Here is a 21,310-nt window from a genome sequence, read left to right on the forward strand (position 1 = left end):
ATCGCTTTCGCTGTCCCAATGGCAAGGCCTTGATGCGCAAACAAATGAATAAGGGCGCGATCATTTACGCAGCACAAGAAAATGATTGCCATGCGTGTCCGTTGAAATCGCAGTGCACGCAAGCCAGCAGGCGTTATCTCAATATACATACCCATGAAGATGCTTTTGTGCGTATGCAGGTTCGGCTGCAACAGCGACCGGAGATGATGAGTTTACGTCGTGCCATCGTTGAACATCCGTTTGGCAATCTCAAACAATGGATTTTCGGTAATGGCCGATTTTTATTGTGGGGATTAGCCGGTGCCGAAACCGAAATGGCGTTGGGTTGTATGACTTATAACCTGAAGCGGGCGATAAATATTTTGGGTGCTGAGAAAATGATGACATTGCTCGTCTGAGGGCGATGTTAAATCAGAAATGCGTGCCGTCTAAAAGCAAAAAATGCCCCGAGGTCATCGGAGCATTTTATCGACCAACAATGACTGTGGGTTTTGACACAGCCTCCAAAGCGCCCATTTTTATTTGCATCATTTCACCGTATTTTCGGATTAATCCAGAATTCGATATTCCGCAGAGCGAGCATGCGCCTCTAAATATTCACTACGCGCAAGCACCGATGCCGTTTTGGACAACTCCGATGCACCCGCCGCCGAACACATAATCACCGAGCTGCGCTTTTGGAAATCATAAACCCCCAGTGGCGATGAAAAACGCGCAGTGCCTGATGTCGGCAATACGTGGTTAGGGCCTGCGCAGTAATCCCCCAAAGCTTCCGGCGTAAAGCGCCCCATAAAAATGGCACCGGCGTGACGCACTTTCGGCAGCCAAGCTTCGGGGTCGGCAATCGACAACTCCAAGTGCTCAGGGGCAATGCGATTACTCACCGCGATTGCCTGCTCCATATCAGCCACTTTAATTAAAGCGCCGCGATTTTTTAATGACACGCTCGCGATACTTTCACGCGCCAACGTCGGCAATAATTTTTTAATCGATGTTTCAACCTTATCCAAATAATCTGCATCCGGGCACAACAAAATGGATTGTGCTTGCTCGTCGTGCTCAGCCTGACTAAATAAATCCATGGCAATCCAATCCGGATCGGTTAAACCATCGCACACCACTAAAATTTCAGAAGGGCCTGCGATCATATCGATCGCCACTTGACCAAATACCGCGCGCTTAGCGGTAGCAACATAAATATTGCCAGGGCCGACAATTTTATCAACCTTGGCAATCGACTCAGTTCCGTAAGCCAGCGCGGCAACGGCTTGCGCACCACCAATGGTAATAACGCGATCCACACCGGCGATTGCAGCAGCCGCCAAAACCATTGGGCTGATTTCGCCATCGGGCGCTGGCACCACCATAGTCAGCTCATCAACACCGGCAACCTTTGCGGGAATCGCATTCATCAACACCGACGATGGATAAGACGCTTTGCCGCCGGGTACATATAAACCCACGCGCTCCATGGCTGAAATTTGTTGGCCGAGCACAGTGCCATCGGCTTCGGTGTAACGCCATGAACTTTGCAATTGGTGCTGGTGATAATTGCGAATACGCTCCGCCGCCACTTCCAGTGCAGCGCGCTGCTCAGGAGTAATTTGTGTAAGCGCGTTTTGCAATTGCGCAGGCGTAATAACAAATTCATCAATGCTCTGCGCATTGCGGCGATCAAATTTATTAGTGAATTCGACTACCGCTGCATCACCGCGCGTTTTCACTTGATGCAGAACATCATCTACCACTGCGGCGACACGTGTGTCGCTGACCGATTCCCACGCGAGCAATTGATCCAACTTTTCGTTGAAATCACTTTGGCTGGCATCCAAACGGGTGATGATAGATTCAGACATGGAATTCTCTTTTCAAAAACTAAGGGGCAAAGATACAGAGTGGATAATGCCGCCGATCAATTGCAAATGCACATTGGCATTTGCAATTGGGGGCATAGAAAATTAATCCGCCGCAACTGCCTTGGCGATATGGTCGATGATGCTTTGAATTTGCACGTGCTTCATTTTCATCGAGGCTTTATTCACGATCAGGCGCGAGCTGATGTCGGCAATAAAATCGCGCTCTTCCAAACCATTCGCACGCAGGGTATTGCCGGTATCGACAATATCCACAATCTCATCGGCCAAATTCATAATCGGCGCAAGCTCCATAGCGCCGTACAACTTGATGATGTCGGTTTGGCGACCTTGGGATGCGTAATACTGCTTGGCGATATTCACATACTTGGTTGCCACACGGATACGACCTGCAGGTAGCGCTTCGCCTTTCACACCGGCAGTCATTAATCGGCAGCGCGCGATATTCAAATCGAGCGGCTCGTACAGACCTTCAGCGCCGTTTTCCATCAGTGTATCTTTGCCGGATATACCCATATCCGCCGCGCCAAATTGCACGTAAGTTGGCACATCGGCACCGCGCAGCAGTAAAAAGCGCACATTGGGCTGGGTAGTTTCAAACACCAGCTTACGACTTTTTTCCATATCTTCGAGCGGGCGAATATCCGCGGCTGCCAACAGTGGCAAAGTCTCTTCCAGAATGCGCCCTTTGGTGAGCGCGATGGTCAGGGTTTGACTCATTAGTTTTACCTTTTATGAACCTTGCTCTTATGAACCCTTTACGCGGCGCACACTGGCACCCAGGGCTTGGAATTTTTGTTCGATAGCTTCGTAACCTCGGTCGATATGGTAAATGCGGTCGATCAATGTCTCGCCATCAGCAACCAAGCCCGCAATCACCAAACTCGCCGATGCACGCAAATCTGACGCCATTACCGGCGCCGCTTTCAAACGATCAACACCGGTGACAATTGCGGTGTTGTGTTCAAGCTCGATATGCGCCCCCATACGGTTCAACTCAGCGACTTGCACCAAACGGTTTTCGAAAATCGTTTCGGTGATGTGGCTTACGCCTTCGGCAACCGCATTCATCGCCATAAATTGCGATTGCATATCGGTTGGGAATGCAGGGTAAGGCGCGGTTTTCAAACTGACTGCTTTCGGGCGCTTGCCGTGCATATCCAGTTCGATCCAATCATCGCCGATAGTGATGTCGGCACCCGCTTCTTGCAGCTTCAAAATCACCGCTTCAAGAATATCAGCGCGCGTATTGGTTAATTTGATTTTGCCGCGGGTCGCTGCTGCTGCCACCAAGTAGGTGCCAGTTTCGATGCGATCGGGCATCACTGCGTAATCGCAGCCGTGGAGTTTATCCACACCATAAATAGTCAGGCTGGAAGTACCTATACCTTCGATTTTCGCACCCATCGCCACCAGCATATTGGCCAAGTCGACAATTTCAGGCTCGCGCGCGGCGTTTTCCAGTACGGTCTTACCTTCGGCCAGAACCGCTGCCATCAACAGGTTTTCGGTACCGCCAACGGTCACCATATCCATCAGGAAATGGCAGCCTTTCAGGCGACCATTGGAGCGCGCGCGGATATAACCGCCATCGATCTCGATAGTTGCCCCCATCGCTTCAAGGCCACGCAGGTGAATATCCACTGGGCGCGAACCAATCGCACAGCCACCAGGGAAAGACACATTGGCTTCACCGTAACGAGCGAGCAGTGGCCCGAGCACCAGAATCGAGGCACGCATGGTTTTTACCAGCTCGTAGGATGCGGTGTAGGAGTTGATGGTGTTAGGGTCAACGATAACGACGTGCTCGCCCTGAATCTCAATAGTCAGGCCGAGGGTGCGCAGCAACTGCACCATGGTGGTCATGTCTTTCAAGTGCGGCACATTGCTTAAACGCACTTCGGAATCAGCCAGAATCGTCGCCGCCAACAAGGGCAGACCCGCATTTTTGGAACCGGAAATACGCAGCTCGCCAGAGAGCGGCCCGCTGCTGCTAATCAAAAACTTATCCATCACAACCCTGAAAACAAAGAAGGAAAAAGAGACCCGTGCCGGTTTATAACGGCATCAAACCAGAAAAATTACTGCTGTTGTTGCTGTTGCGCCCACTGCTCAGGTGTGAACGACTTGATGTAATCCACCGCGTGGATACTGCGATCAGCAAATTGCGCACTCAGGGTAGACAGCACTAACTGCTGCTTTTTGACGGGAGTCAAACCGGCGAAGGCCGGACTGACGATAACCAAGCCAATGTGATCACCCATAACGTCAACGGATTTCACATCGCAATCAGGGATTTGGCTTTCGATCAGCGCTTTGATTTGTTCAGCTTGCATAGAATTACTCAATAATAAAGGTGCAGCGATAAATAAGGCGCGAAGTTTACCGGAATGTCGCTCGTATCGCACTCAAAAAACCACCCCTGTAAAGCAAAACCCCCAGCACTGGCTGGGGGTTTTAAGGATTAGCTCACCGGCAATCTGATTTAGGCATCAGCCAACCAGTTGGCGATCACTTTATCGATATCGCCATTGTACTTCTTCAGACTAGCCTTGAATTGCCCACTGAAAGACTTTCCGAGATTGACGCCATTTAATACCACATTGATCAATTTCCAGTCGCCACTCTTTTCTTTGCGCATGGTGTAATCCAGCTTATGGGTAGCGCCTTCAACTGCTACTTCTTGCTTGACGACAGTGCGAGCAGGATTCACTTCATTAACACCAGCAATAGTGACTTTGCTATCAGCGTAACCAAGCACACCTTTGGCCAAAGACTTCACCATGCCATCTTTAAATACGCGCTGGAACTCTTTGCGCTGATCAGGAGTGGCCTGCTTGTAGGCCGGCCCCATTACCGAGGCTGCGATAAACGGGAAATTAACAACACCATCGAGCGACTCTTCAACTTGCTTGAAGTAGACATCATCGGCGGTCTTGCCTGCGTTTTTAGCTTTTACCAAGCCGAACAATTCTTGCGCAACAGACTCAACAATCGCCTTTGGTGACTGAGCTGCTGACTGGGTTGCAGCAGCGGGCGCTTCTGCCATCGCAACGGTAGAAAACAATAGAGATAAGCCGAAAAATGCACCAGATACTGTGGTGAGCAGATATTTCATCGTAAAACCTTCCATTAAGTGGTGGTCATTAAGTACATGCGGTCACCCTGCGATTGCCACGCAACCGGGTCAAGATAACCAAACCTCAGACAACGCGATTTCCTTATGGTGCCATTCTTTATCAATAGCTTATTGGACGTGGCAATTTATTGGGACGAAAACGCGGTCAGCAAATTTGCGGGGCGCACTATAGCACTCCACCGTTAGCGGGATAAGAATCCGGCAGGAAAAAAGACGTAAACATCCCTCGCCATCCCCTTACTGAAAGTTATAATGCCGGACTGAACTCCCCCAAGCTCTGGAACCGCCTATGACCGCGTTCGATTATGTCAGCTCCGCCCTACGCACCATCCGCCTCGAAGCGGACGCAGTAAGCGCCTTGAGCGAACGTATCGATGGCCAGTTTACCGCCGCTTGCGAGATGATCCTGAATTGCAGCGGCCGCATTATCGTCACTGGCATGGGCAAATCAGGCCACATAGGTAGCAAAATCGCAGCAACCTTGGCCAGTACCGGCACCCCCGCTTTCTTTGTGCATCCGGGCGAAGCCAGCCACGGCGATTTGGGCATGATCACAAAAAACGATATTGTACTGGCCATTTCCTACTCGGGCTCATCCAACGAAATCGTCACCCTGCTACCGCTATTCAAACGCGCGGGAATCAAGATCATTAGCATGACCGCCAATGCCCAATCCACTTTGGGCGAAGTGGCAGAAATCAATCTGGACATCAGCGTCGTACACGAAGCCTGCCCGCTCGACCTTGCCCCCACATCAAGCACCACTGCCACCTTGGTCATGGGCGATGCACTCGCCATCGCTCTGCTGGAGGCGCGCGGCTTTACTGCGGAAGACTTTGCCTTTTCCCACCCCGGCGGCGCGCTCGGACGCAAGCTCCTGTTGCGCCTCACCGATGTTATGCACAGTGGTGACAATATTCCGCGCGTATCGCCCGACACCCAAATGCTCGATGCACTCATGGTGATGTCCGACAAAGGCTTTGGCATGACTACGGTAATGGAAGGCGATCAGTTACTCGGCATATTTACCGATGGCGACCTGCGCCGCTGCATTGATCGCGGCGTTGATATCCGCACCGCCAAGGTTGGCACATTAATGAATACATCCCCCAAAATGCTGCGCGAAAACACCCTTGCCGCCGAAGCACTAGCACTAATGGAACAAGCAAAAATTAACGTATTACTGATTACCAACGAACAAAAAAAGCTGGTTGGTGTCGTAAAAATCAATGACCTGCTGCGCGCAGGGATTATCTGATCAATGGAAACCCGCATGACCTCTAACCTGCTCACACCTCAAGAAGTAAATCAACGCGCAGCGCAAATCAAACTACTATTACTCGATGTCGATGGTGTACTCACCGATGGCCGCCTCTACTTTGGCAACAATGGTGAGGAGTTTAAATCCTTCAGTACCCTCGACGGCCAAGGCATGAAGGCGCTGCAAAAAAGCGGTGTAAAAGTCGGCATTATCACTGGCCGCACCAGCCACTTGGTCGCGCGCCGCGCGAGTGATCTCGGCATCGAAATACTGGTACAAGGGCGCGAAGACAAGTGGGAAGCCTTGCAAGAGATATTACAAAGCCATTCCTATGAATTGAGCGAGATCGCATTTATGGGTGATGACTGGCCCGATCTGAGCGTAATGACTCGTGTAGGACTTGCGCTCACCGTGGCCAACGCTCATACGAGCGTGGCAACTCGTGCCCACTGGCAGAGCCGCGAGCGCGGCGGCGAAGGCGCTGTGCGCGCTGCTTGCGATCTCATCATGCAAGCGCAAGGTACTTTTGATGCAGCACTTGCGCCCTATCTAGCTAATCACGGCAAGGATTAGTCATGTCATTAATGCAGCGCATGAATAAAATCCACCAACATATACCAGCGCCTTGGTTGGTCGCTCTAGTACTGGCAATCGGTTACTTCGCCTTTTCTCTACGCCAAAAACCTGAGCTGGCCGAGCACAATTACAACACCAGCAGCTTCCCGCAGTTTTATATGGAAGATATTAAAACGCGCGAATTCGATCCCCAAGGCAAACTGCACTTTCAGCTGGAAACACCGCTTGCCACTCACTACCAGATTAATCCCGAAGGCCCAACCGCCGAGGATTACACACTGATCGCGCAGCCAAAAATGGCGTTTTACGATGTCGAAACCAACGCGCCCTGGCAGGTTACCGCCGAGACCGGCCGCAGCGAAACCAATGGGCACTTGCTGCGCCTAATCGATAACGTTTTGATTCAGCAGCAGACGCCAACACAGGGGTTAATTCAAATCACCACATCAGAATTACTGGTGCGCGCACGCGAACAATTCGCGGAGACCGACAAAGCTGTTAAGATGCGCAGCGCTAAAGGTCAGATAGATGCCATAGGTATGGATGCCGACCTGGCTCAGAGTCGGCTGCAATTAAAGTCCCAGGTTAAGGCTGTTTATGATCCCCGCTAAATTCCGTACTTTTTTATCCCCATTGCTGTTGGCGATGACGTCTGTAGTAATTGGCTACAGCACCACCACTCAAGCATTACCCGATGACAGAAACGAAGTCATTCGCGGCTCGGCCGACAACCTGACCGTTGACCAAAAAAATGGCGTCGCCACCTACACGGGCTCGGTAACAATTTCACAAGGCTCATTAAAAATTTCAGCCGATTCGATTGTGATTCACACCAACCCCGACAGCAGCGTGGAGAAGATGATCGCCACTGGTAGCCCTGCGCGCTTTCAGCAGCAACCCGATCATGATCAAGGCATAGTCACCGCTGCCGCAAAACAAATCACCTATACACCCAACAATGAACACCTGATATTGATTGAGGATGCGTCGGTCGAGCAAAACGGCGCAGTCATGAGTGGCCCGCACATTGATTACGATCTGCTTAAAGAAGTGATGAAAGCCGCTGGCACCAAGAGCACAACCGGTCAAGGTCAACGCATCGAAATTGTTATTCCGCCCAAGGGTGGCGACATCGAGATTATCCAGCGTGGCAACAAAGCCCCACGCTCCTCCCAATCATCTTCCAACGCTGCGCAATAATCTTTATGCCTAGTCTGCACGCACGCCACCTCGCCAAAAGCTACAAAAAACGTCAGGTTGTTATCGATGTGTCCATCACCGTAGAAAGTGGCCACATCGTCGGCCTGCTAGGTCCTAACGGCGCAGGCAAAACTACCTGCTTTTATATGATTGCAGGCTTGGTTCCTGCCGATAACGGCACTGTTTTTATCGATGATCTCGATCTCACCAATCTGCCAATTCATGGCCGCGCTCGCGCAGGCATTGGCTACTTGCCGCAAGAAGCGTCGATTTTCCGCAAGCTCACAGTGACCGATAACATCATGGCGATTCTGGAGACGCGCAAGGATTTGGATCGCGCGCAGCGCAACGAAAAACTGGAGTCGCTGCTGAACGAATTTCACATCACTCACATCCGCGACAGTCAGGGTATGGCACTGTCTGGCGGTGAACGCCGCCGGGTGGAAATCGCTCGTGCGCTGGCAACTGACCCTAAATTTATCCTGCTCGACGAACCCTTTGCCGGGGTTGATCCTATTTCGGTAAACGATATCAAAGAGATTGTTCGCCACCTGAAAGATCGCGGCATCGGTGTCCTGATTACTGATCACAACGTACGCGAGACACTGGATATCTGTGAAACAGCTTATATCGTGAGCGAAGGCCACATTATTGCCGAAGGCAATGCCGACACCGTACTGAGTAATAGCAAGGTGCGCGAAGTTTATCTAGGCGAACACTTCCGCCTCTAAAGCCAGAATTTCAAATGTTTGTGTGTTACCAAACACCGTTCAACAGCACCATAGGCAACACACAAACAACTTGACAAGTAACAATCTTTATTCATTAGGCACAAAGCTTGCTTAGCCGTATTGCTTGCGCGCCAAACCCTGACTAAACTCCACCTATCTGATGTTTTTCATCCTGCTTTATAAGGGTTTGTCGTTCACATAATGAAGCAATCTCTCCAGCTCAAACTCGGTCAACAGCTGACCATGACTCCCCAGTTGCAACAGGCTATTCGCCTTTTGCAATTATCGACATTGGACCTGCAACAAGAGATTCAGGAAGCGCTCGATTCCAATCCTATGCTGGAAGTCGAAGAGGGCTATGACTCTCCCAGCTCATCCACGGAATACGAAGGCAGCGAACAGGATCAGACGGATTACACGCGCCAATTGGAAATCGCCGCCGAAGCTGGAACCGACCACGGCACCGACTTTACCGCCAGCGAAAACTTCTCATCAGCTACTGACAACTACAACGAAAGCAATAACTACAACGACAGTGGCGACTCTTTTGGTGAAAGCGAAAGCTTCAGTGGCGATACCGAATCCTTTGGTGATAGCGATGTGTACGGCGAAGGCGACAGCTTCAGCGCCGACAGCGGTGACTGGAGCGACTCAATCCCAAGCGACCTGCCGGTAGATACCAGCTGGGATGATGTTTACCAAGCTTCTTCAAGCGGCAGCGGCAGTAATTACGACAACGAAGACAGCGATTTTGAAAGCCGTCGCGCCGCAACTGACTCCCTCTATGATCACTTGATGTGGCAACTGAATCTGACTCCCATGTCGGATCGCGACCGCATTCTGGCCATGGCCATTATTGATGCAGTAGAACCCAGCGGCATGCTCTCCATCAGCATCGAAGAAATCTTCGAAGGCATGGGCAGCGATTTGGAAGAGCTGGAGCTGGATGAAGTTGTTGCAGTACAAAAACTCCTGCAACAGTTTGACCCTTGCGGTGTGTGCAGCCAAAACCTGTCCGAGTGTCTGCTGGTGCAATTGCAGCAATTTGACCCCAAAACACCACTTCTAGACTCAGCCAAGCTGATCGTAAAACAGTATTTGCCGGTGCTTGGCAGCCGCGATTATCGCCAGTTAATGCGCCGCACCAAACTCAAAGAAGCAGAATTGAGTCAGGCGGTCGCGTTAATCCAAAGCTTAAACCCACGCCCGGGCGACATGATTGCCACCGGCGATACCGAATATGTCGTGCCCGATGTATTCGTGGAAAAGCGCGATGGCCGCTGGATTGTTGAGCTAAACCCGGATATCGCCCCGCGCTTACGGATCAATGCCGACTATGCCTCCATGGTCAAGCGTGCCGATTCCAGCAGCGACAACACCTTCCTGAAAGACAACCTACAAGAAGCGCGCTGGTTCCTGAAAAGCCTGCAAAGCCGTAACGAAACACTACTCAAAGTAGCGAGCTGCATCGTCGAAAAGCAGCGCGGCTTTTTGGATTACGGTCCCGAGGCGATGAAACCGCTGGTGCTGCACGATATTGCCGAAATTGTAGAAATGCACGAATCCACTATTTCGCGTGTGACCACCCAAAAATACATGCACACCCCACAGGGTATTTTTGAGCTGAAATACTTTTTCTCCAGCCATGTCAGCACCGATAGCGGCGGCGAGTGCTCATCCACGGCGATTCGCGCCATCATCAAAAAACTGGTGAGCGCCGAAAATCCCAAGAAGCCACTGAGCGATAGCAAAATTACTGATTTACTTGCGGAGCAAGGTATCCAGGTTGCGCGCCGCACCATCGCCAAGTATCGGGAATCGCTCAATATTCCACCGTCTAATGAACGCAAAACGATTTAATTAGCTCCCGTCAAATCACAACGGGAACTAAACATATGATTTCGGGTACGCAATGAGATAGCCCGTAGAAATCACAGGTTAGAACACCTATCAAAAGTTCGGATGAGAATGAATGGATGTATGCGAGGGTTGCGCAACCCGCAACCGTTTTTGTTTCTAGCGAGAGGAAGTTTCTATGCAAATAAATATCAGCGGTCACCACGTAGAAGTTACTGATTCGATGAGAGATTACGTTACCGGCAAGCTGGATCGACTGAACAATCACCACGACCGCATCACGAGCACCAATGTCATCTTCTCGGTAGACAAATTAATCCAAAAAGCTGAAGCCACTATTCATGTTAGCGGCAAAGATATATTTGCCGATGCAACTCATGAAGATCTGTATGCCGCAATTGATGCATTGGTCGATAAGCTCGACCGCCAATTGATCAAGCACAAAGAGAAGATGCGCAGCCACCGCTAACCCGCGGACGCTCACATCATTAATAGACCCGATGCCGCCACCCTTACCCAGGGTGCCGGCATTCCTTATTGAGAGATGCCCAGCATACCTTGCCATGCAAATTCAATCCCTGATTAGCCCCGGCCGCACCCTGTGCGGTATTGAAGCGGGCAGTAAAAAACGCGCTCTGGAAATTTTGGCCAATACCATTGCCCAGGATATTCCTGACATTGACGCCGACGAACTCTTCCGCAGTCTGATTGGCCGCGAACGCCTCGGCTCTACTGGCATTGGCCACGGCATTGCCATCCCCCACTGTCGCATCGAACACTGCAGTGGCACGGTTGGCGCCTTGATTACCTTGGCTGACCCAATCGAATTTGATGCTATCGATTCACAACCTGTCGATATTCTGTTTGCCATGTTAGTGCCGCAAGATGCGCACAGCGAACACTTGCAAACACTCGCTGCCTTGGCTGAAGCGCTGAACAAAAGTGACTATCGCCAACGCCTGCGTGCGGCAAGTAGTAATGAAGCACTGTTTGAAGCTGCACTTACCAATTAAATAGATTTTTCATTATCAGGATTTGCTTATGCATCTGGTGATTGTCAGCGGCCTGTCCGGCTCGGGGAAAAGTACAGCGCTTCACGTCCTTGAAGACGTGGGTTTCAACTGTATTGATAACCTGCCCGTTAGCCTCCTACCCGCATTAGTCGCCCAGATTCAAATCCACAAAGATGACCAACACCGCTTTGCGATTGGTATAGATGTGCGCAATGCATGGCAAGATTTGGCGATCTTCCCGCAGATGATTAGCACGCTCAAAGAGGCGCACCTGCCCTTCCAAACCCTGTTTCTGGATTCGCAGCCAGCGGTATTAATTCAACGCTTCAGTGAAACCCGCCGCAAACACCCGCTGTCTGACAAGCACACCAGTTTGGAGGAAGCAATCAGTGCAGAAGATGCACTGCTAGAGCCGATCCGTGACTGCGCCGATCAGGTAATCGATACCAGTCATCTTAATCTGCATGAATTGCGCGACTTGGTAAAAGAGCGCGTGGTTGGCCGCAGTGAATCGACCATGGCGATTTTGTTTGAATCCTTTGGTTTCAAACACGGCGTACCTGTTAATGCAGATTTGGTATTCGATGCCCGCTGCCTGCCCAATCCGCATTGGAAGCCCAGCTTGCGCCCACAGACAGGTAAGGACCAGGAGGTCATCGATTTTCTTGAAGAGCAGGTGACCGTGAAGGAGATGTACGAGGATATCGAGCATTATCTGGCCCGCTGGTTGCCGCGCTATCAGGCTAATAATCGCAGCTACATCACTATCGCTATTGGCTGTACTGGCGGACAACACCGCTCAGTGTACTTATCCGAACGCTTACAAAAACACTTCGACCAGATATTTAGCGATGTGCAGGTTCGTCATCGCGATATTAACAAACACAAAAAACACTAGATCATGTACACCGAAACTCTCGACATCATCAACAAACGCGGTCTCCATGCCCGCGCGGCCGCCAAGCTTGCAACTCTAGCCAACCAGTATCAGGCCAAGGTGCAGGCGCGTGTAGGCGAAGGCAACTGGGCCGATGCCAAAAGTGTGATGTCATTAATGCTACTGGCCGCCAGCCAAGGCACCCCTTTAGAAGTCAGTGTGGAAGGCGATGACGCCGAGGCTGCACTCTGCGCGATACGCGCGCTTATCGCCGACCGCTTTGAAGAAGGCGAATAAATCGCCTATTGTTTAACCAATGCCAGCCGCAAAGGTTGTTGTTCTGCACCAACTGCTCTAAGCTGCGCGCCCTTTTATTGATTCAGCATCGACAGCACTGCCATGGTTTACAACTACGACGATATCAATCCCGATGATTACATCCTGAGCAAATCGCAGGTCAAACGCGATATGCACGCACTACAAGCGCTGGGTGAAAGCTTTATCACCATGAATGAAAAGCAACTCGCCCAGATCCCGCTGAGCGAAGAGATGCTGGATGCGATTTATATCGCGCGCAAAATGCCACCCAAAGAAGCGCGCCGCCGTCAGATCCAATACATTGGACGCTTGATGCGCGAAGGTAATCACGAAGAAATTAAAGCTGCGGTGGACAAGTTGCAAAACCGCAGCGATCAATACGTGCATCGTCAACATCAGGTAGAGCGTTATCGCGACTTGCTGATTGAGGGCGACAAGCAAATCTTCCAAACACTTGTAACCTCTTGCCCCGGTATTGATGTTCAACACCTACGCCAGTTGATTCGCAGCGCGCAAAAAGAGCGCGAAGAAAACAAGCCGCCTGCAAGCGCACGTAAACTCTTTGGCTTTATTCGCGAAGCACTTGAAAGTCAGGATTAAAAACCTGCTGTTCAAATACCAAAAGGGCGCCATTGAGCGCCCTTTCTATTATTTGCTGTTGCTTGCTACTCATTCCTGATTTCCGCGGCTATTGATCAGGAGGCTTTTGCTCGGCAGCTTCCTCTTTATTTACGCTCTCACGCAGACTTTTTTCGCTTTCAAACAGGCGATCAAAACGCATTTTGGGATCATCCCAACTGCCGGTAATCGTGTAGCTGACACTGGTTGCCTGATCCACCTGCTTCTTGAACAGCTTGCTCACCACATAGATACCCGCCGCTGCAGGTAAACCTGCTGCCAGCACCGCATAGAAAGTCACATTGCCTGCTACCGGCAAAGTGGCTACCAAGCGGGTATTCAGGGTTTCTTTGCGCATATTGATGGTGCCCGCCATCTGCATGCCGCTGGACGGTGTTTGCACTACCAAGGGCTCTTCAAACACCAGAGTGCCCTGATTAAAACGCACCTTGCCCTTGATGCTGTCATAGGCGAGGCCGCTTTTATAGAGATCGGAAAAGTCAAAACGCAGGCGCCGCGCGAGGGTATCAAAATTCAGGATCGACATAAGACGCAATAGGCCATCGCCTGCACTGGCATCGCGTTTAAAGCGGCCATTATCGATTTGAATAGTCATATCGCCCCCAAGATTTACCAGAGCAAAATCCTGCGGCGAACCGGACCAAAACAGATCTGCGCGAAAATGTGCCGATTGGCTTTCCAGCGTATCCGGCTTATCCCACGCCTGCAAAACGGCAGCTAAATCGCCTGCACTCAGATCACCAATAAAGCGCGATTGCACCCCCACAGGCGTGTTTTGCCAAATTAATTTGGCGCCCGCCTCTGCCCCCTCAACGCCTTTGGCGCCACTAACCGTCACGCCGCGGATACTGCCTTGAATGTTATCGATCACCACTCCCTTGTCATCGGGGCGCAACAGGAGCGACCAGCTGCCGAAGTTGTCCTCATCCACCATCAAGGAGGCCACACTGATATTAGCCAAAGGTAGCTTGCGCGGATCAATCACCTCGACCGGTTTCGCAGGCTCTGTACCAACTTGTTCCTGCCCCAACATAGCCTTGGTCAGCGAGAGTCGTTTCAGATCGATCTCAAGGGGAAGATAGGTGCGCTCTGGCACCACAACCCGGCCGGACACCACGGCGTTATCCACATCCAGCTGCCAACCCGTCTGTACTGGCACTGCCACCACATTCAGATTTTCAAGGGTTGTCGAGCCTAGCTCGTATTGCCCCAACATAAGTTCTGCCCGGAACGGCAGACCCGCCACCTTTCCTACTACATCAGATTCGGAAGTAATTGAGGCATTGGCTTGGGATGTATTCGCTTGTGGCGACAGAGCATGAGCCACTGCCGGTGTCAGTTGCTCGCTATAGCTCAAGTAGCGCGCCTGCACAGCTTTCCATGCATCCAAATCTATCGATGGCAAAAAGCCGGAGACTAAAAATTGCGGCTGATCAGCCAGTTTGGCCTCACTTGCCAGAGCGATATTGGCATTGAGCAGACTGTTATTGCGCCCGCGATCTGTACGCAACAAGGCGTGTAGATCATTGTTGTAACGCACATCTATCTGCGCCTGACGCTCCTGCATCCAAAACTTGAATTCAAACGGTCGCTCGCTGCTAGCCGATTTGCCATAGGGCGCGGGTAAATCAACACTCACCCCCGCGAGATTGCTGCTAACCGTCACCTGCGCAAACGCGTCATCGGCGAACTCTTCGGCTGTCCCGGCGCTATTCATCGATTCTTCAGGGCTTAGCTCAACCAGATTTTTAGCGCGCGCAGGGCGATGATTTAGCTGTACCTGTGCGTGATAAGGCAGGCGACCATTCAGGAATAACACCTCGGGGCGCTGACTCCAGTAGGCGATCTTTTGCGCATCCACCGCCCCATTTACATCGACAAGGGTTTGGCTGTAAGTATCGAGTTTGCGTGTGCTCAACACCGCTTCGACTGGCTCATCAAACAGTTGCGCTTTGATGGTATCGCTGCTGATACCAGTCTCGCTGCTGTAGCGAATGTTACCGCTAAGATCATTCAGCGCCAGATTAAGGTTTTGCAGTTCAAACCGCGCTACATCCAACTTCACATCTACCTGCTGACGCCCGCCGGATGGCTGGCTTTCGCCAGTGCCAATAGGAATCTCCAAGTCCAGGGTAGCTTGCATCTCGCCCTGCATTGACCAGGAGTCCATGCTGCTACCCAAATACTGGCGCAACATGCCTTCGCGCAATACGCGGATGCCGTCACTCGCCGCACCGGAGATTTCACCATCCACCTGCAATAGAGAACCGCCGCCTTTGGCTCGCGGTGTCACATTCACCTCGGCATATTTCACCCGACTGGTGTGGATTCCGGCGCCCTGCACACTGGCTTCGACTTGGGTATCGGTAACCAGCAAGCGGCCATCCAACTGGGTCAACGCGGGCCAACCGGGGTGATAGTTAAGCTCTGCGTTTTCCAAATCCAGATACAGCTGATAAGTGCGCGCCATCGCATTCTTGGTATTAAGCGTACCGCGATAGACAAAACCCGCCTCGGTAGCAATACCCGGGTTCTGTTCACCGATGCTCTGCTTTAACCAGTTGCGCAGCGTTTGCGGGATCACCGCTGGTGTGTATTTTTGGTAGAGATTGGCGTTGAGCTGGCGCGCACCTATCTGTAAGTACAAATCGATATCGCCGCTATTGCGCTGCCAGGGAATGGATAGCCACATATAACCGCGCGCCAGCTCCTCACCTTTGCGAAACTCCAGCTGGCCACTATTGACGTAAATCTGATTATTTTCCGGCTGCAAGTGCCACGCGATCTGCCCTTGCGAGCTATCGAACTCCATAGGCGCATCATAGGTGGGCGAATAATGCATGGAGAACTGTTGATGGCTGTCGATATCGACAAAGCCGCCCTTCTGACCGGCTTGAACGTAACCATCAACACCGGTCAGCGCGGGTACTCCCATCCAGGCAGCGGATGCCACCTGTTTTAGATTAGCCTTTAACTGCCAGTCTTTAGGCTGCTGCAAAGGCAAGGTCAGCTGAATATTATTTAACTCACCGCGCGGCTTGAGCGTCTGAAACACCTCTTGGATTTTGCCTTTGCCAAGCACTCCGGCGCTGTCGAGCACACTGCTCAGACCGGCCAAATCCAGCTTATCCATACTGATATTGAGCGGCTTTTTAAACCCGGTAGACGCCACCGCTAAATTGACATCGGCGATTTTCTGCTCGTTCATCGCAGCAGTAATTTGCTGTAACCCTAACCGCCATTCACCGCCGGGCAACCAATAGCCGGTCAGTTCAGTAGAGAAATCATCCAGCGCCAGACGGCGCTCCCCCAAAGGCAGCGACAAGCGCTGTAAACCCAAGCGCCCACTCAGATCATAACCCTTGCCATCGGGGCGACTTTCAAACCAGATATTCGCATCCACCATACCTTCGCTCAGCAGACTGCCTTTGGCGCCATTTAGCAAAAACGCGCTAGTTGCCGCAATAGGCTCACTGGTGGGAAAGCGATTGAGATGCACATATCCCTTGCTGCGGAAGTTCTTTTGGTCGCGCGGGTCGCCCTTACCTTCCATAATCAAATAGACACTGCGCGCCTGCTCATCGACATCGACCTGCAATGCTAGACGATGGAAATCATCGGTGTTTTCAAGTAATAGATAGGGGGAGTCCAGCTGGATTTGATCGCCCGAAGCGAAGTGAAAACTGAGGTGACTGCTTTTGAATTCAATGCGAGTGGAAAGCAACAGCATGTCCAGCAGCGAATCCAGTTTGACACCCGGCTTATCCTGCTCGGTGCGTTTGGGCAAACCCTGAATATGCCAAGCACCTTCAGCAGTTTGCGCAAAGGTCATATCCACTTGATTGAGCGAGAGATTGCTCCACACCAAGCGAAAATTGGTGAGCGAGGCGAGAAGATCCAAGCGCAGGCGCGCCTGTTTTAGCGCGACTATCGGCTGCTCGGTTTGGCTGGTGATACTGAAATCCCGCACTACCAAACTGGGCTTTAGGCCATCCCAATCCGCCTGAATTTGGCCGATGCTGACCTGCGCATTGAGTTGGGAGGAAAAATAGCGGGCGATGCCCTGATTGTAGCCGTCTAACAAATGGGAAAAGCTACGCCCGGATTGCACCAGCACCGCTAATAAAATCAGGGTCAGGGCAATCAGGAAATAGGACCATTTCACCAATTTGCGTAACGCGCGTGTCATTGCGGCTATTTATTCCGGGTTCGGGGTTATCGGGCAAAACAATTGCGATTAAAAACAGATTCTTATCAAAAATCAGACCAACACAATATCGTATTGCTCTTGCTGAAAAAGCGCCTCAACCCTGAATTCAATGGTTCGCTTGATAAAAGCTTCCAAATCGGCCACATAAGCGGCCTCCTCATCCAGCAGGCGATCAACCACCAGCTGCGATGCCAATACTAAAAACTTCTCGTTGTCGTAGGTGCGCGCCATGCGCAGAATTTCGCGGAAAATCTCGTAACACACAGTTTCCGCCGATTTCACCTGACCGCGCCCCTGACAAACCGGGCATGGCTCACACAGCATTTGCCCGAGGGATTCGCGCGTGCGCTTGCGTGCCATTTCCACCAACCCCAATTCCGACACGCCAGTAATGCGGGTTTTGGCGTGATCCTTCTCCAGCGCTTTTTCCAAGGTACGCAAAACTTGGCGTTGATGCTCAGGATCTTTCATATCGATAAAATCGAGAATGATAATCCCGCCCAGATTACGCAAACGCAACTGGCGCGCAATGGCCGTAGCCGCTTCCAGATTGGTTTTGAAAATCGTCTCTTCCAGATTGCGATGGCCGACAAACGCGCCGGTGTTTACATCCACCGTGGTCATGGCTTCGGTCTGCTCGATAATCAAGTAACCATTGGACTTGAGCGGCACACGCGGTTCCAGCGCGCGGTGAATTTCCTCTTCTACGCCATATAGCTCCAACAGTGGACGATCACCACTGTAGAGGTCAATCAACTCAACCAGCTGCGGCGCGTATTGCGCGGCAAATTCCTGCATTTGCTGCCAGGTCAGGCGCGAATCCACACGCACGCGATCAATAGGCGCGCGGGTCATATCGCGCAGGGCGCGCAGATAGAGCGGCATATCGCGATGAAGTTCCGCAGGCACTGCAAGACCGGGCAACTTCGCACTTAAATCATCCCAAAGCTGGCGTAAAAACGGGATGTCCGCATTGATCGCCTCTGCATCGGCACCTTCGGCAACTGTGCGCACAATAAAACCGCCAGTGATGCCCTGCTCGGCTACCGCCGATTCTACCGCCTGCCGCAGACGCTCGCGCTCTGGCTCATCTTCAATGCGTGTAGACACACCTATGTGGCTGGAGTTGGGCATGTACACAAGGTAGCGCGATGAAAGGGTCAAATGGGTTGTCAGGCGTGCGCCCTTGGTGCTGATTGGATCTTTGGCGACCTGCACCAGCAGCGTCTGACCTTCGCGCACGAGGGTGCGGATATCCGGCACTTCGGCACGGCGCACCTCCCCTTCGGGCGGTTCGGGCATCATGTCAGCGGCATGGATAAAACCGGTGCGTTCAAGGCCGATCTCTACAAATGCCGCCTGCATGCCCGGCAATACTCGCACTACCTTGCCTTTATAGATGTTACCCACGTAGCTCTCGCCGTGGCTGCGCTCTATGTAAAACTCCTGTACCACTCCGTTTTCAACCAGCGCGACACGCGTCTCCACCGGGGAGACGTTAATTAGAATCTCTTCGCTCATGCCTCAACTCTCGACTCAACTCTGGCGGCCGTCCACCAAGGGATGTTGAATTCCTGCAGCAACTCCAAAGTTGCCTCAATTGGCAAACCAACCACACAGGAATAGCTGCCGCGAATCTCTTTTACAAACACCGCGCCCTTGCCTTGAATGCCATAACTGCCGGCTTTGTCTTGCGGTTCACCGGTTTCCCAGTAAGCGCTAATTTCTGCATCGCTCAGGTCGCGAAAAGTCACATCGGTGGTGGATACTCGCAATGCTTGTTGTACCCCACTGTGCAACGCCACAGCGGTAATCACTTGGTGAGTACGGCCAGAAAGCTGACGCAACATCTGCTGCGCATGGGCTTGATCGCGCGGCTTTTCGAGAATCTCGCCATCGAGCAAGCCCAAGGTGTCAGCGCCCAATACCGGGGCTACAGGCAGTTGCTGCTCTAGCAAGCGCGCATAACCCGCCGCGGCTTTTTCACGCGCCAAGCGCTGCACATAAGCGAGTGCTTGCTCGCCAACCATTGGCTGCTCTGGGATGCTGGCGGAGATAACAGCATGATTTACGCCGATCTGGCACAAAAGTTCACGCCTGCGAGGGGATTGGGATGCGAGGTAAAGATCGGGAGTTGCATCAAAAACCACTGTGACCACCCTGAACGCCCGATGGCGCGAAAATTAGTTATTGTGCACTTAGTGATGACGGTAGCGATGCGTCATACCATCCAGCCACCATGAACACAGCGGCCAGATAAGTGCGCTGGTCAAGGCAGGATACAAAAATTGAACGCCCGAGAGCGGCCGCCCAGCCATGCCCTGCACCCAGTTATCGGTTAGCTGGGCGATTCCCACCAAAATAAACACCCAAGCCGCTTGGCGCAGAATCGAAAAATTGCGCACTCGCTGATAGGACAAAATACAAATGTAGGCGACTATCACAAGCCCCAAGCTGTGCTGCCCAAAGGGCACACCTTCGAGCAGATCCTGAAATACGCCCAATGCACATAACAGGGTAAAACTCACGGTCGTTGGCATCAGGAAAATCCAGTAAATCGCCACCACCAACACAAATTCAGGCCGCCACCAGCGCATATCCATTGGCAGCGGATAAACCGATAACAACAGCGCCACTATCACACTAACAGCGATAGCAAAATAAAGATTGAGCTGCGGGCTGAGCATCAGCGCGCTCCGCCAACTGAACTGGCCGATGCTGATGCAGGCGCGTCATCAGCACCTGGTTCAGGTGAGCTCAGCGAGCCGGGCACGCTCGCCCTGTCGCGATTTTCAAATACCAATAATAGATGACGACTGCGATCCAAACGCGCCATAGGTTTGGCAATTACCGTCAAGAAGGCTTTGCCCGGGTCGCGCACGACCTGAAGCACTTCGGCCACCGGATAGCCGATAGGAAATCTATCACCCAAACCGGAACTGACCAGCAGATCGCCAGTGCGGATATCGGTATTGGCCGACACATGGCGCAGGCTCAGACTGTTCAGATCACCCGTACCTTCGGCGATGGCGCGCACACCATTGCGATTGACCTGTACCGGAATCGCGTGGGTCGAATCAGAGATCAACAGCACCGTACTGGATGTCTCACCCACCTCAATTACCTGCCCCATCAACCCAAATGCATCCAGCACTGGCTGGCCTTTAAAGGCGCCATCGACACTACCGCGATTGATAATGACTTTGTGGCTGAGCGGATTGGGGGAAACGCCAATTAATTCGGCGATCAGGACGGTATCTTGCAACATCTGGCTGGCATTGAGCAGCTGGCGCAGGCGCACATTCTCTGCCGCCAAGGACGCAAGCTGTTGCAATTTACGCTGATGAATTAACAACTCGGTTTTGAGCGCTTCGTTCTCCTGTTGCAAATCTGCGCGGGAGACAAAAGCATCTTTACTCCAGTCATTAACCTTGAGGGGAACATCGGTGACTTGATAAAAAGGCGCCACAACCTGCGCGAGTTTTTCACGCAGCGGTTCGAGGCGATTGGTATAAAGCCCAACCACTACCAGCACCATCATTATCAGAATGAAAACAAAGGCACGACTGGTGGCGGATGAGCCTCGGGCGAAGAGCGGTTTAATGGTGACTTCTC

Annotated in this window: 22 protein-coding genes; 12 read left to right on the forward strand and 10 right to left on the reverse strand. The window is 51.9% G+C overall.

Annotated elements, in window-relative coordinates; genetic code table 11:
- Positions 1–398: transposase (locus SPL68_RS13785; protein WP_323815753.1), on the forward strand; the 398-nt coding region annotated here is incomplete at its 5' end.
- A gap of 150 nt (positions 399–548) precedes the next feature.
- Here SPL68_RS13785 and hisD read toward each other — a convergent pair.
- The 5 genes from hisD to SPL68_RS13810 all read right to left on the reverse strand — a co-directional run bounded on the left by hisD (position 549) and on the right by SPL68_RS13810 (position 4,992).
- The gene (gene hisD / locus SPL68_RS13790; protein WP_323815754.1) at positions 549–1,856 is read right to left on the reverse strand and encodes a histidinol dehydrogenase; all 1,308 of its coding nucleotides are present in this window, start codon (positions 1,854–1,856) and stop codon (positions 549–551) included.
- A gap of 102 nt (positions 1,857–1,958) precedes the next feature.
- A complete protein-coding gene (gene hisG / locus SPL68_RS13795; protein WP_323815755.1) occupies positions 1,959–2,594 on the reverse strand; it encodes an ATP phosphoribosyltransferase in 636 nt (211 codons plus the stop codon).
- Between the two features lie 27 nt (positions 2,595–2,621).
- Positions 2,622–3,887: a UDP-N-acetylglucosamine 1-carboxyvinyltransferase gene (gene murA / locus SPL68_RS13800; protein ID WP_323815756.1), complete on the reverse strand. Its 1,266-nt coding sequence runs from the start codon at positions 3,885–3,887 to the stop codon at positions 2,622–2,624.
- A 68-nt stretch (positions 3,888–3,955) separates the two neighbouring features.
- Positions 3,956–4,210 (reverse strand): BolA family protein, encoded by a 255-nt coding sequence (locus SPL68_RS13805; RefSeq protein WP_323815757.1) that lies wholly within the window; start codon positions 4,208–4,210, stop codon positions 3,956–3,958.
- Between the two features lie 149 nt (positions 4,211–4,359).
- Positions 4,360–4,992 (reverse strand): MlaC/ttg2D family ABC transporter substrate-binding protein, encoded by a 633-nt coding sequence (locus SPL68_RS13810; protein WP_323815758.1) that lies wholly within the window; start codon positions 4,990–4,992, stop codon positions 4,360–4,362.
- 310 nt (positions 4,993–5,302) lie between these two features.
- On the opposite strand from SPL68_RS13810, the gene SPL68_RS13815 reads away from it, so the two are divergent.
- The 11 genes from SPL68_RS13815 to yjgA all read left to right on the forward strand — a co-directional run bounded on the left by SPL68_RS13815 (position 5,303) and on the right by yjgA (position 13,446).
- Positions 5,303–6,271, forward strand: coding sequence for a KpsF/GutQ family sugar-phosphate isomerase (locus tag SPL68_RS13815; RefSeq protein ID WP_323815759.1), 969 nt, complete (start codon positions 5,303–5,305; stop codon positions 6,269–6,271).
- 15 nt (positions 6,272–6,286) lie between these two features.
- Positions 6,287–6,847: a KdsC family phosphatase gene (locus SPL68_RS13820; RefSeq protein ID WP_323815760.1), complete on the forward strand. Its 561-nt coding sequence runs from the start codon at positions 6,287–6,289 to the stop codon at positions 6,845–6,847.
- 2 nt (positions 6,848–6,849) lie between these two features.
- Positions 6,850–7,461 carry an LPS export ABC transporter periplasmic protein LptC gene (lptC, locus tag SPL68_RS13825; RefSeq protein ID WP_323815761.1) on the forward strand — a complete coding sequence of 204 codons (612 nt, stop codon included), beginning with the start codon at positions 6,850–6,852 and terminating at the stop codon, positions 7,459–7,461.
- Positions 7,448–8,050 carry a lipopolysaccharide transport periplasmic protein LptA gene (lptA, locus tag SPL68_RS13830; RefSeq protein WP_323815762.1) on the forward strand — a complete coding sequence of 201 codons (603 nt, stop codon included), beginning with the start codon at positions 7,448–7,450 and terminating at the stop codon, positions 8,048–8,050. The genes lptC and lptA overlap by 14 nt, the downstream gene beginning before the upstream one ends.
- A 5-nt stretch (positions 8,051–8,055) precedes the next feature.
- Positions 8,056–8,781, forward strand: a complete 726-nt coding sequence (lptB, locus tag SPL68_RS13835; protein WP_323815763.1) for an LPS export ABC transporter ATP-binding protein — start codon at positions 8,056–8,058, stop codon at positions 8,779–8,781.
- A 201-nt stretch (positions 8,782–8,982) separates the two neighbouring features.
- Complete coding sequence (locus tag SPL68_RS13840; protein ID WP_323815764.1) at positions 8,983–10,641, forward strand: RNA polymerase factor sigma-54; 1,659 nt, start codon at positions 8,983–8,985, stop codon at positions 10,639–10,641.
- Positions 10,642–10,816: 175 nt separating this feature from the next.
- Positions 10,817–11,107, forward strand: coding sequence for a ribosome hibernation-promoting factor, HPF/YfiA family (hpf, locus tag SPL68_RS13845; protein ID WP_323815765.1), 291 nt, complete (start codon positions 10,817–10,819; stop codon positions 11,105–11,107).
- Positions 11,108–11,201: 94 nt separating this feature from the next.
- On the forward strand, positions 11,202–11,651 hold the full coding sequence (gene ptsN, locus SPL68_RS13850; RefSeq protein WP_323815766.1) for a PTS IIA-like nitrogen regulatory protein PtsN: 450 nt from the start codon (positions 11,202–11,204) through the stop codon (positions 11,649–11,651).
- Positions 11,652–11,679: 28 nt separating this feature from the next.
- Positions 11,680–12,549: an RNase adapter RapZ gene (gene rapZ, locus SPL68_RS13855; RefSeq protein WP_323815767.1), complete on the forward strand. Its 870-nt coding sequence runs from the start codon at positions 11,680–11,682 to the stop codon at positions 12,547–12,549.
- Between the two features lie 3 nt (positions 12,550–12,552).
- Positions 12,553–12,825 (forward strand): HPr family phosphocarrier protein, encoded by a 273-nt coding sequence (locus SPL68_RS13860; protein WP_323815768.1) that lies wholly within the window; start codon positions 12,553–12,555, stop codon positions 12,823–12,825.
- Positions 12,826–12,927: 102 nt separating this feature from the next.
- On the forward strand, positions 12,928–13,446 hold the full coding sequence (yjgA, locus tag SPL68_RS13865; protein WP_323815769.1) for a ribosome biogenesis factor YjgA: 519 nt from the start codon (positions 12,928–12,930) through the stop codon (positions 13,444–13,446).
- A gap of 88 nt (positions 13,447–13,534) precedes the next feature.
- On the opposite strand, the gene SPL68_RS13870 is transcribed toward yjgA, so the two are convergent.
- The 5 genes from SPL68_RS13870 to mreC all read right to left on the reverse strand — a co-directional run bounded on the left by SPL68_RS13870 (position 13,535) and on the right by mreC (position 21,299).
- Positions 13,535–17,674: a YhdP family phospholipid transporter gene (locus SPL68_RS13870; protein WP_323815770.1), complete on the reverse strand. Its 4,140-nt coding sequence runs from the start codon at positions 17,672–17,674 to the stop codon at positions 13,535–13,537.
- A gap of 72 nt (positions 17,675–17,746) precedes the next feature.
- Positions 17,747–19,216, reverse strand: coding sequence for a ribonuclease G (gene rng / locus SPL68_RS13875; protein WP_323815771.1), 1,470 nt, complete (start codon positions 19,214–19,216; stop codon positions 17,747–17,749).
- A complete protein-coding gene (locus SPL68_RS13880; protein ID WP_416377430.1) occupies positions 19,213–19,854 on the reverse strand; it encodes a Maf family protein in 642 nt (213 codons plus the stop codon). Before SPL68_RS13880 ends, rng begins: the two co-directional genes overlap by 4 nt.
- Before the next feature lie 39 nt (positions 19,855–19,893).
- Positions 19,894–20,382 (reverse strand): rod shape-determining protein MreD, encoded by a 489-nt coding sequence (mreD, locus tag SPL68_RS13885; RefSeq protein ID WP_323815773.1) that lies wholly within the window; start codon positions 20,380–20,382, stop codon positions 19,894–19,896.
- Entirely contained in the window at positions 20,382–21,299 is a 918-nt protein-coding gene (gene mreC, locus SPL68_RS13890; protein ID WP_416377433.1) for a rod shape-determining protein MreC, read from the reverse strand. The genes mreD and mreC overlap by 1 nt, the downstream gene beginning before the upstream one ends.
- Between the last annotated feature and the right edge of the window lie 11 nt (positions 21,300–21,310).

The organism is Cellvibrio chitinivorans (assembly GCF_035117775.1).
GTDB lineage: Bacteria > Pseudomonadota > Gammaproteobacteria > Pseudomonadales > Cellvibrionaceae > Cellvibrio > Cellvibrio chitinivorans.

Coding starts and splice junctions, on each gene's coding strand:
- SPL68_RS13815 (WP_323815759.1), top strand. CDS start 5,303: ATGACCGCGTTCGATTATGTCAGCTCCGCCCTACGCACCATCCGCCTC.
- SPL68_RS13860 (WP_323815768.1), top strand. CDS start 12,553: ATGTACACCGAAACTCTCGACATCATCAACAAACGCGGTCTCCATGCC.
- SPL68_RS13870 (WP_323815770.1), bottom strand. CDS start 17,674: ATGACACGCGCGTTACGCAAATTGGTGAAATGGTCCTATTTCCTGATT.
- lptA (WP_323815762.1), top strand. CDS start 7,448: ATGATCCCCGCTAAATTCCGTACTTTTTTATCCCCATTGCTGTTGGCG.
- rng (WP_323815771.1), bottom strand. CDS start 19,216: ATGAGCGAAGAGATTCTAATTAACGTCTCCCCGGTGGAGACGCGTGTC.
- lptB (WP_323815763.1), top strand. CDS start 8,056: ATGCCTAGTCTGCACGCACGCCACCTCGCCAAAAGCTACAAAAAACGT.
- SPL68_RS13840 (WP_323815764.1), top strand. CDS start 8,983: ATGAAGCAATCTCTCCAGCTCAAACTCGGTCAACAGCTGACCATGACT.
- mreD (WP_323815773.1), bottom strand. CDS start 20,382: ATGCTCAGCCCGCAGCTCAATCTTTATTTTGCTATCGCTGTTAGTGTG.
- hisG (WP_323815755.1), bottom strand. CDS start 2,594: ATGAGTCAAACCCTGACCATCGCGCTCACCAAAGGGCGCATTCTGGAA.
- SPL68_RS13820 (WP_323815760.1), top strand. CDS start 6,287: ATGACCTCTAACCTGCTCACACCTCAAGAAGTAAATCAACGCGCAGCG.
- murA (WP_323815756.1), bottom strand. CDS start 3,887: ATGGATAAGTTTTTGATTAGCAGCAGCGGGCCGCTCTCTGGCGAGCTG.
- SPL68_RS13810 (WP_323815758.1), bottom strand. CDS start 4,992: ATGAAATATCTGCTCACCACAGTATCTGGTGCATTTTTCGGCTTATCT.
- ptsN (WP_323815766.1), top strand. CDS start 11,202: ATGCAAATTCAATCCCTGATTAGCCCCGGCCGCACCCTGTGCGGTATT.
- rapZ (WP_323815767.1), top strand. CDS start 11,680: ATGCATCTGGTGATTGTCAGCGGCCTGTCCGGCTCGGGGAAAAGTACA.
- lptC (WP_323815761.1), top strand. CDS start 6,850: ATGTCATTAATGCAGCGCATGAATAAAATCCACCAACATATACCAGCG.
- hisD (WP_323815754.1), bottom strand. CDS start 1,856: ATGTCTGAATCTATCATCACCCGTTTGGATGCCAGCCAAAGTGATTTC.
- SPL68_RS13805 (WP_323815757.1), bottom strand. CDS start 4,210: ATGCAAGCTGAACAAATCAAAGCGCTGATCGAAAGCCAAATCCCTGAT.
- yjgA (WP_323815769.1), top strand. CDS start 12,928: ATGGTTTACAACTACGACGATATCAATCCCGATGATTACATCCTGAGC.
- hpf (WP_323815765.1), top strand. CDS start 10,817: ATGCAAATAAATATCAGCGGTCACCACGTAGAAGTTACTGATTCGATG.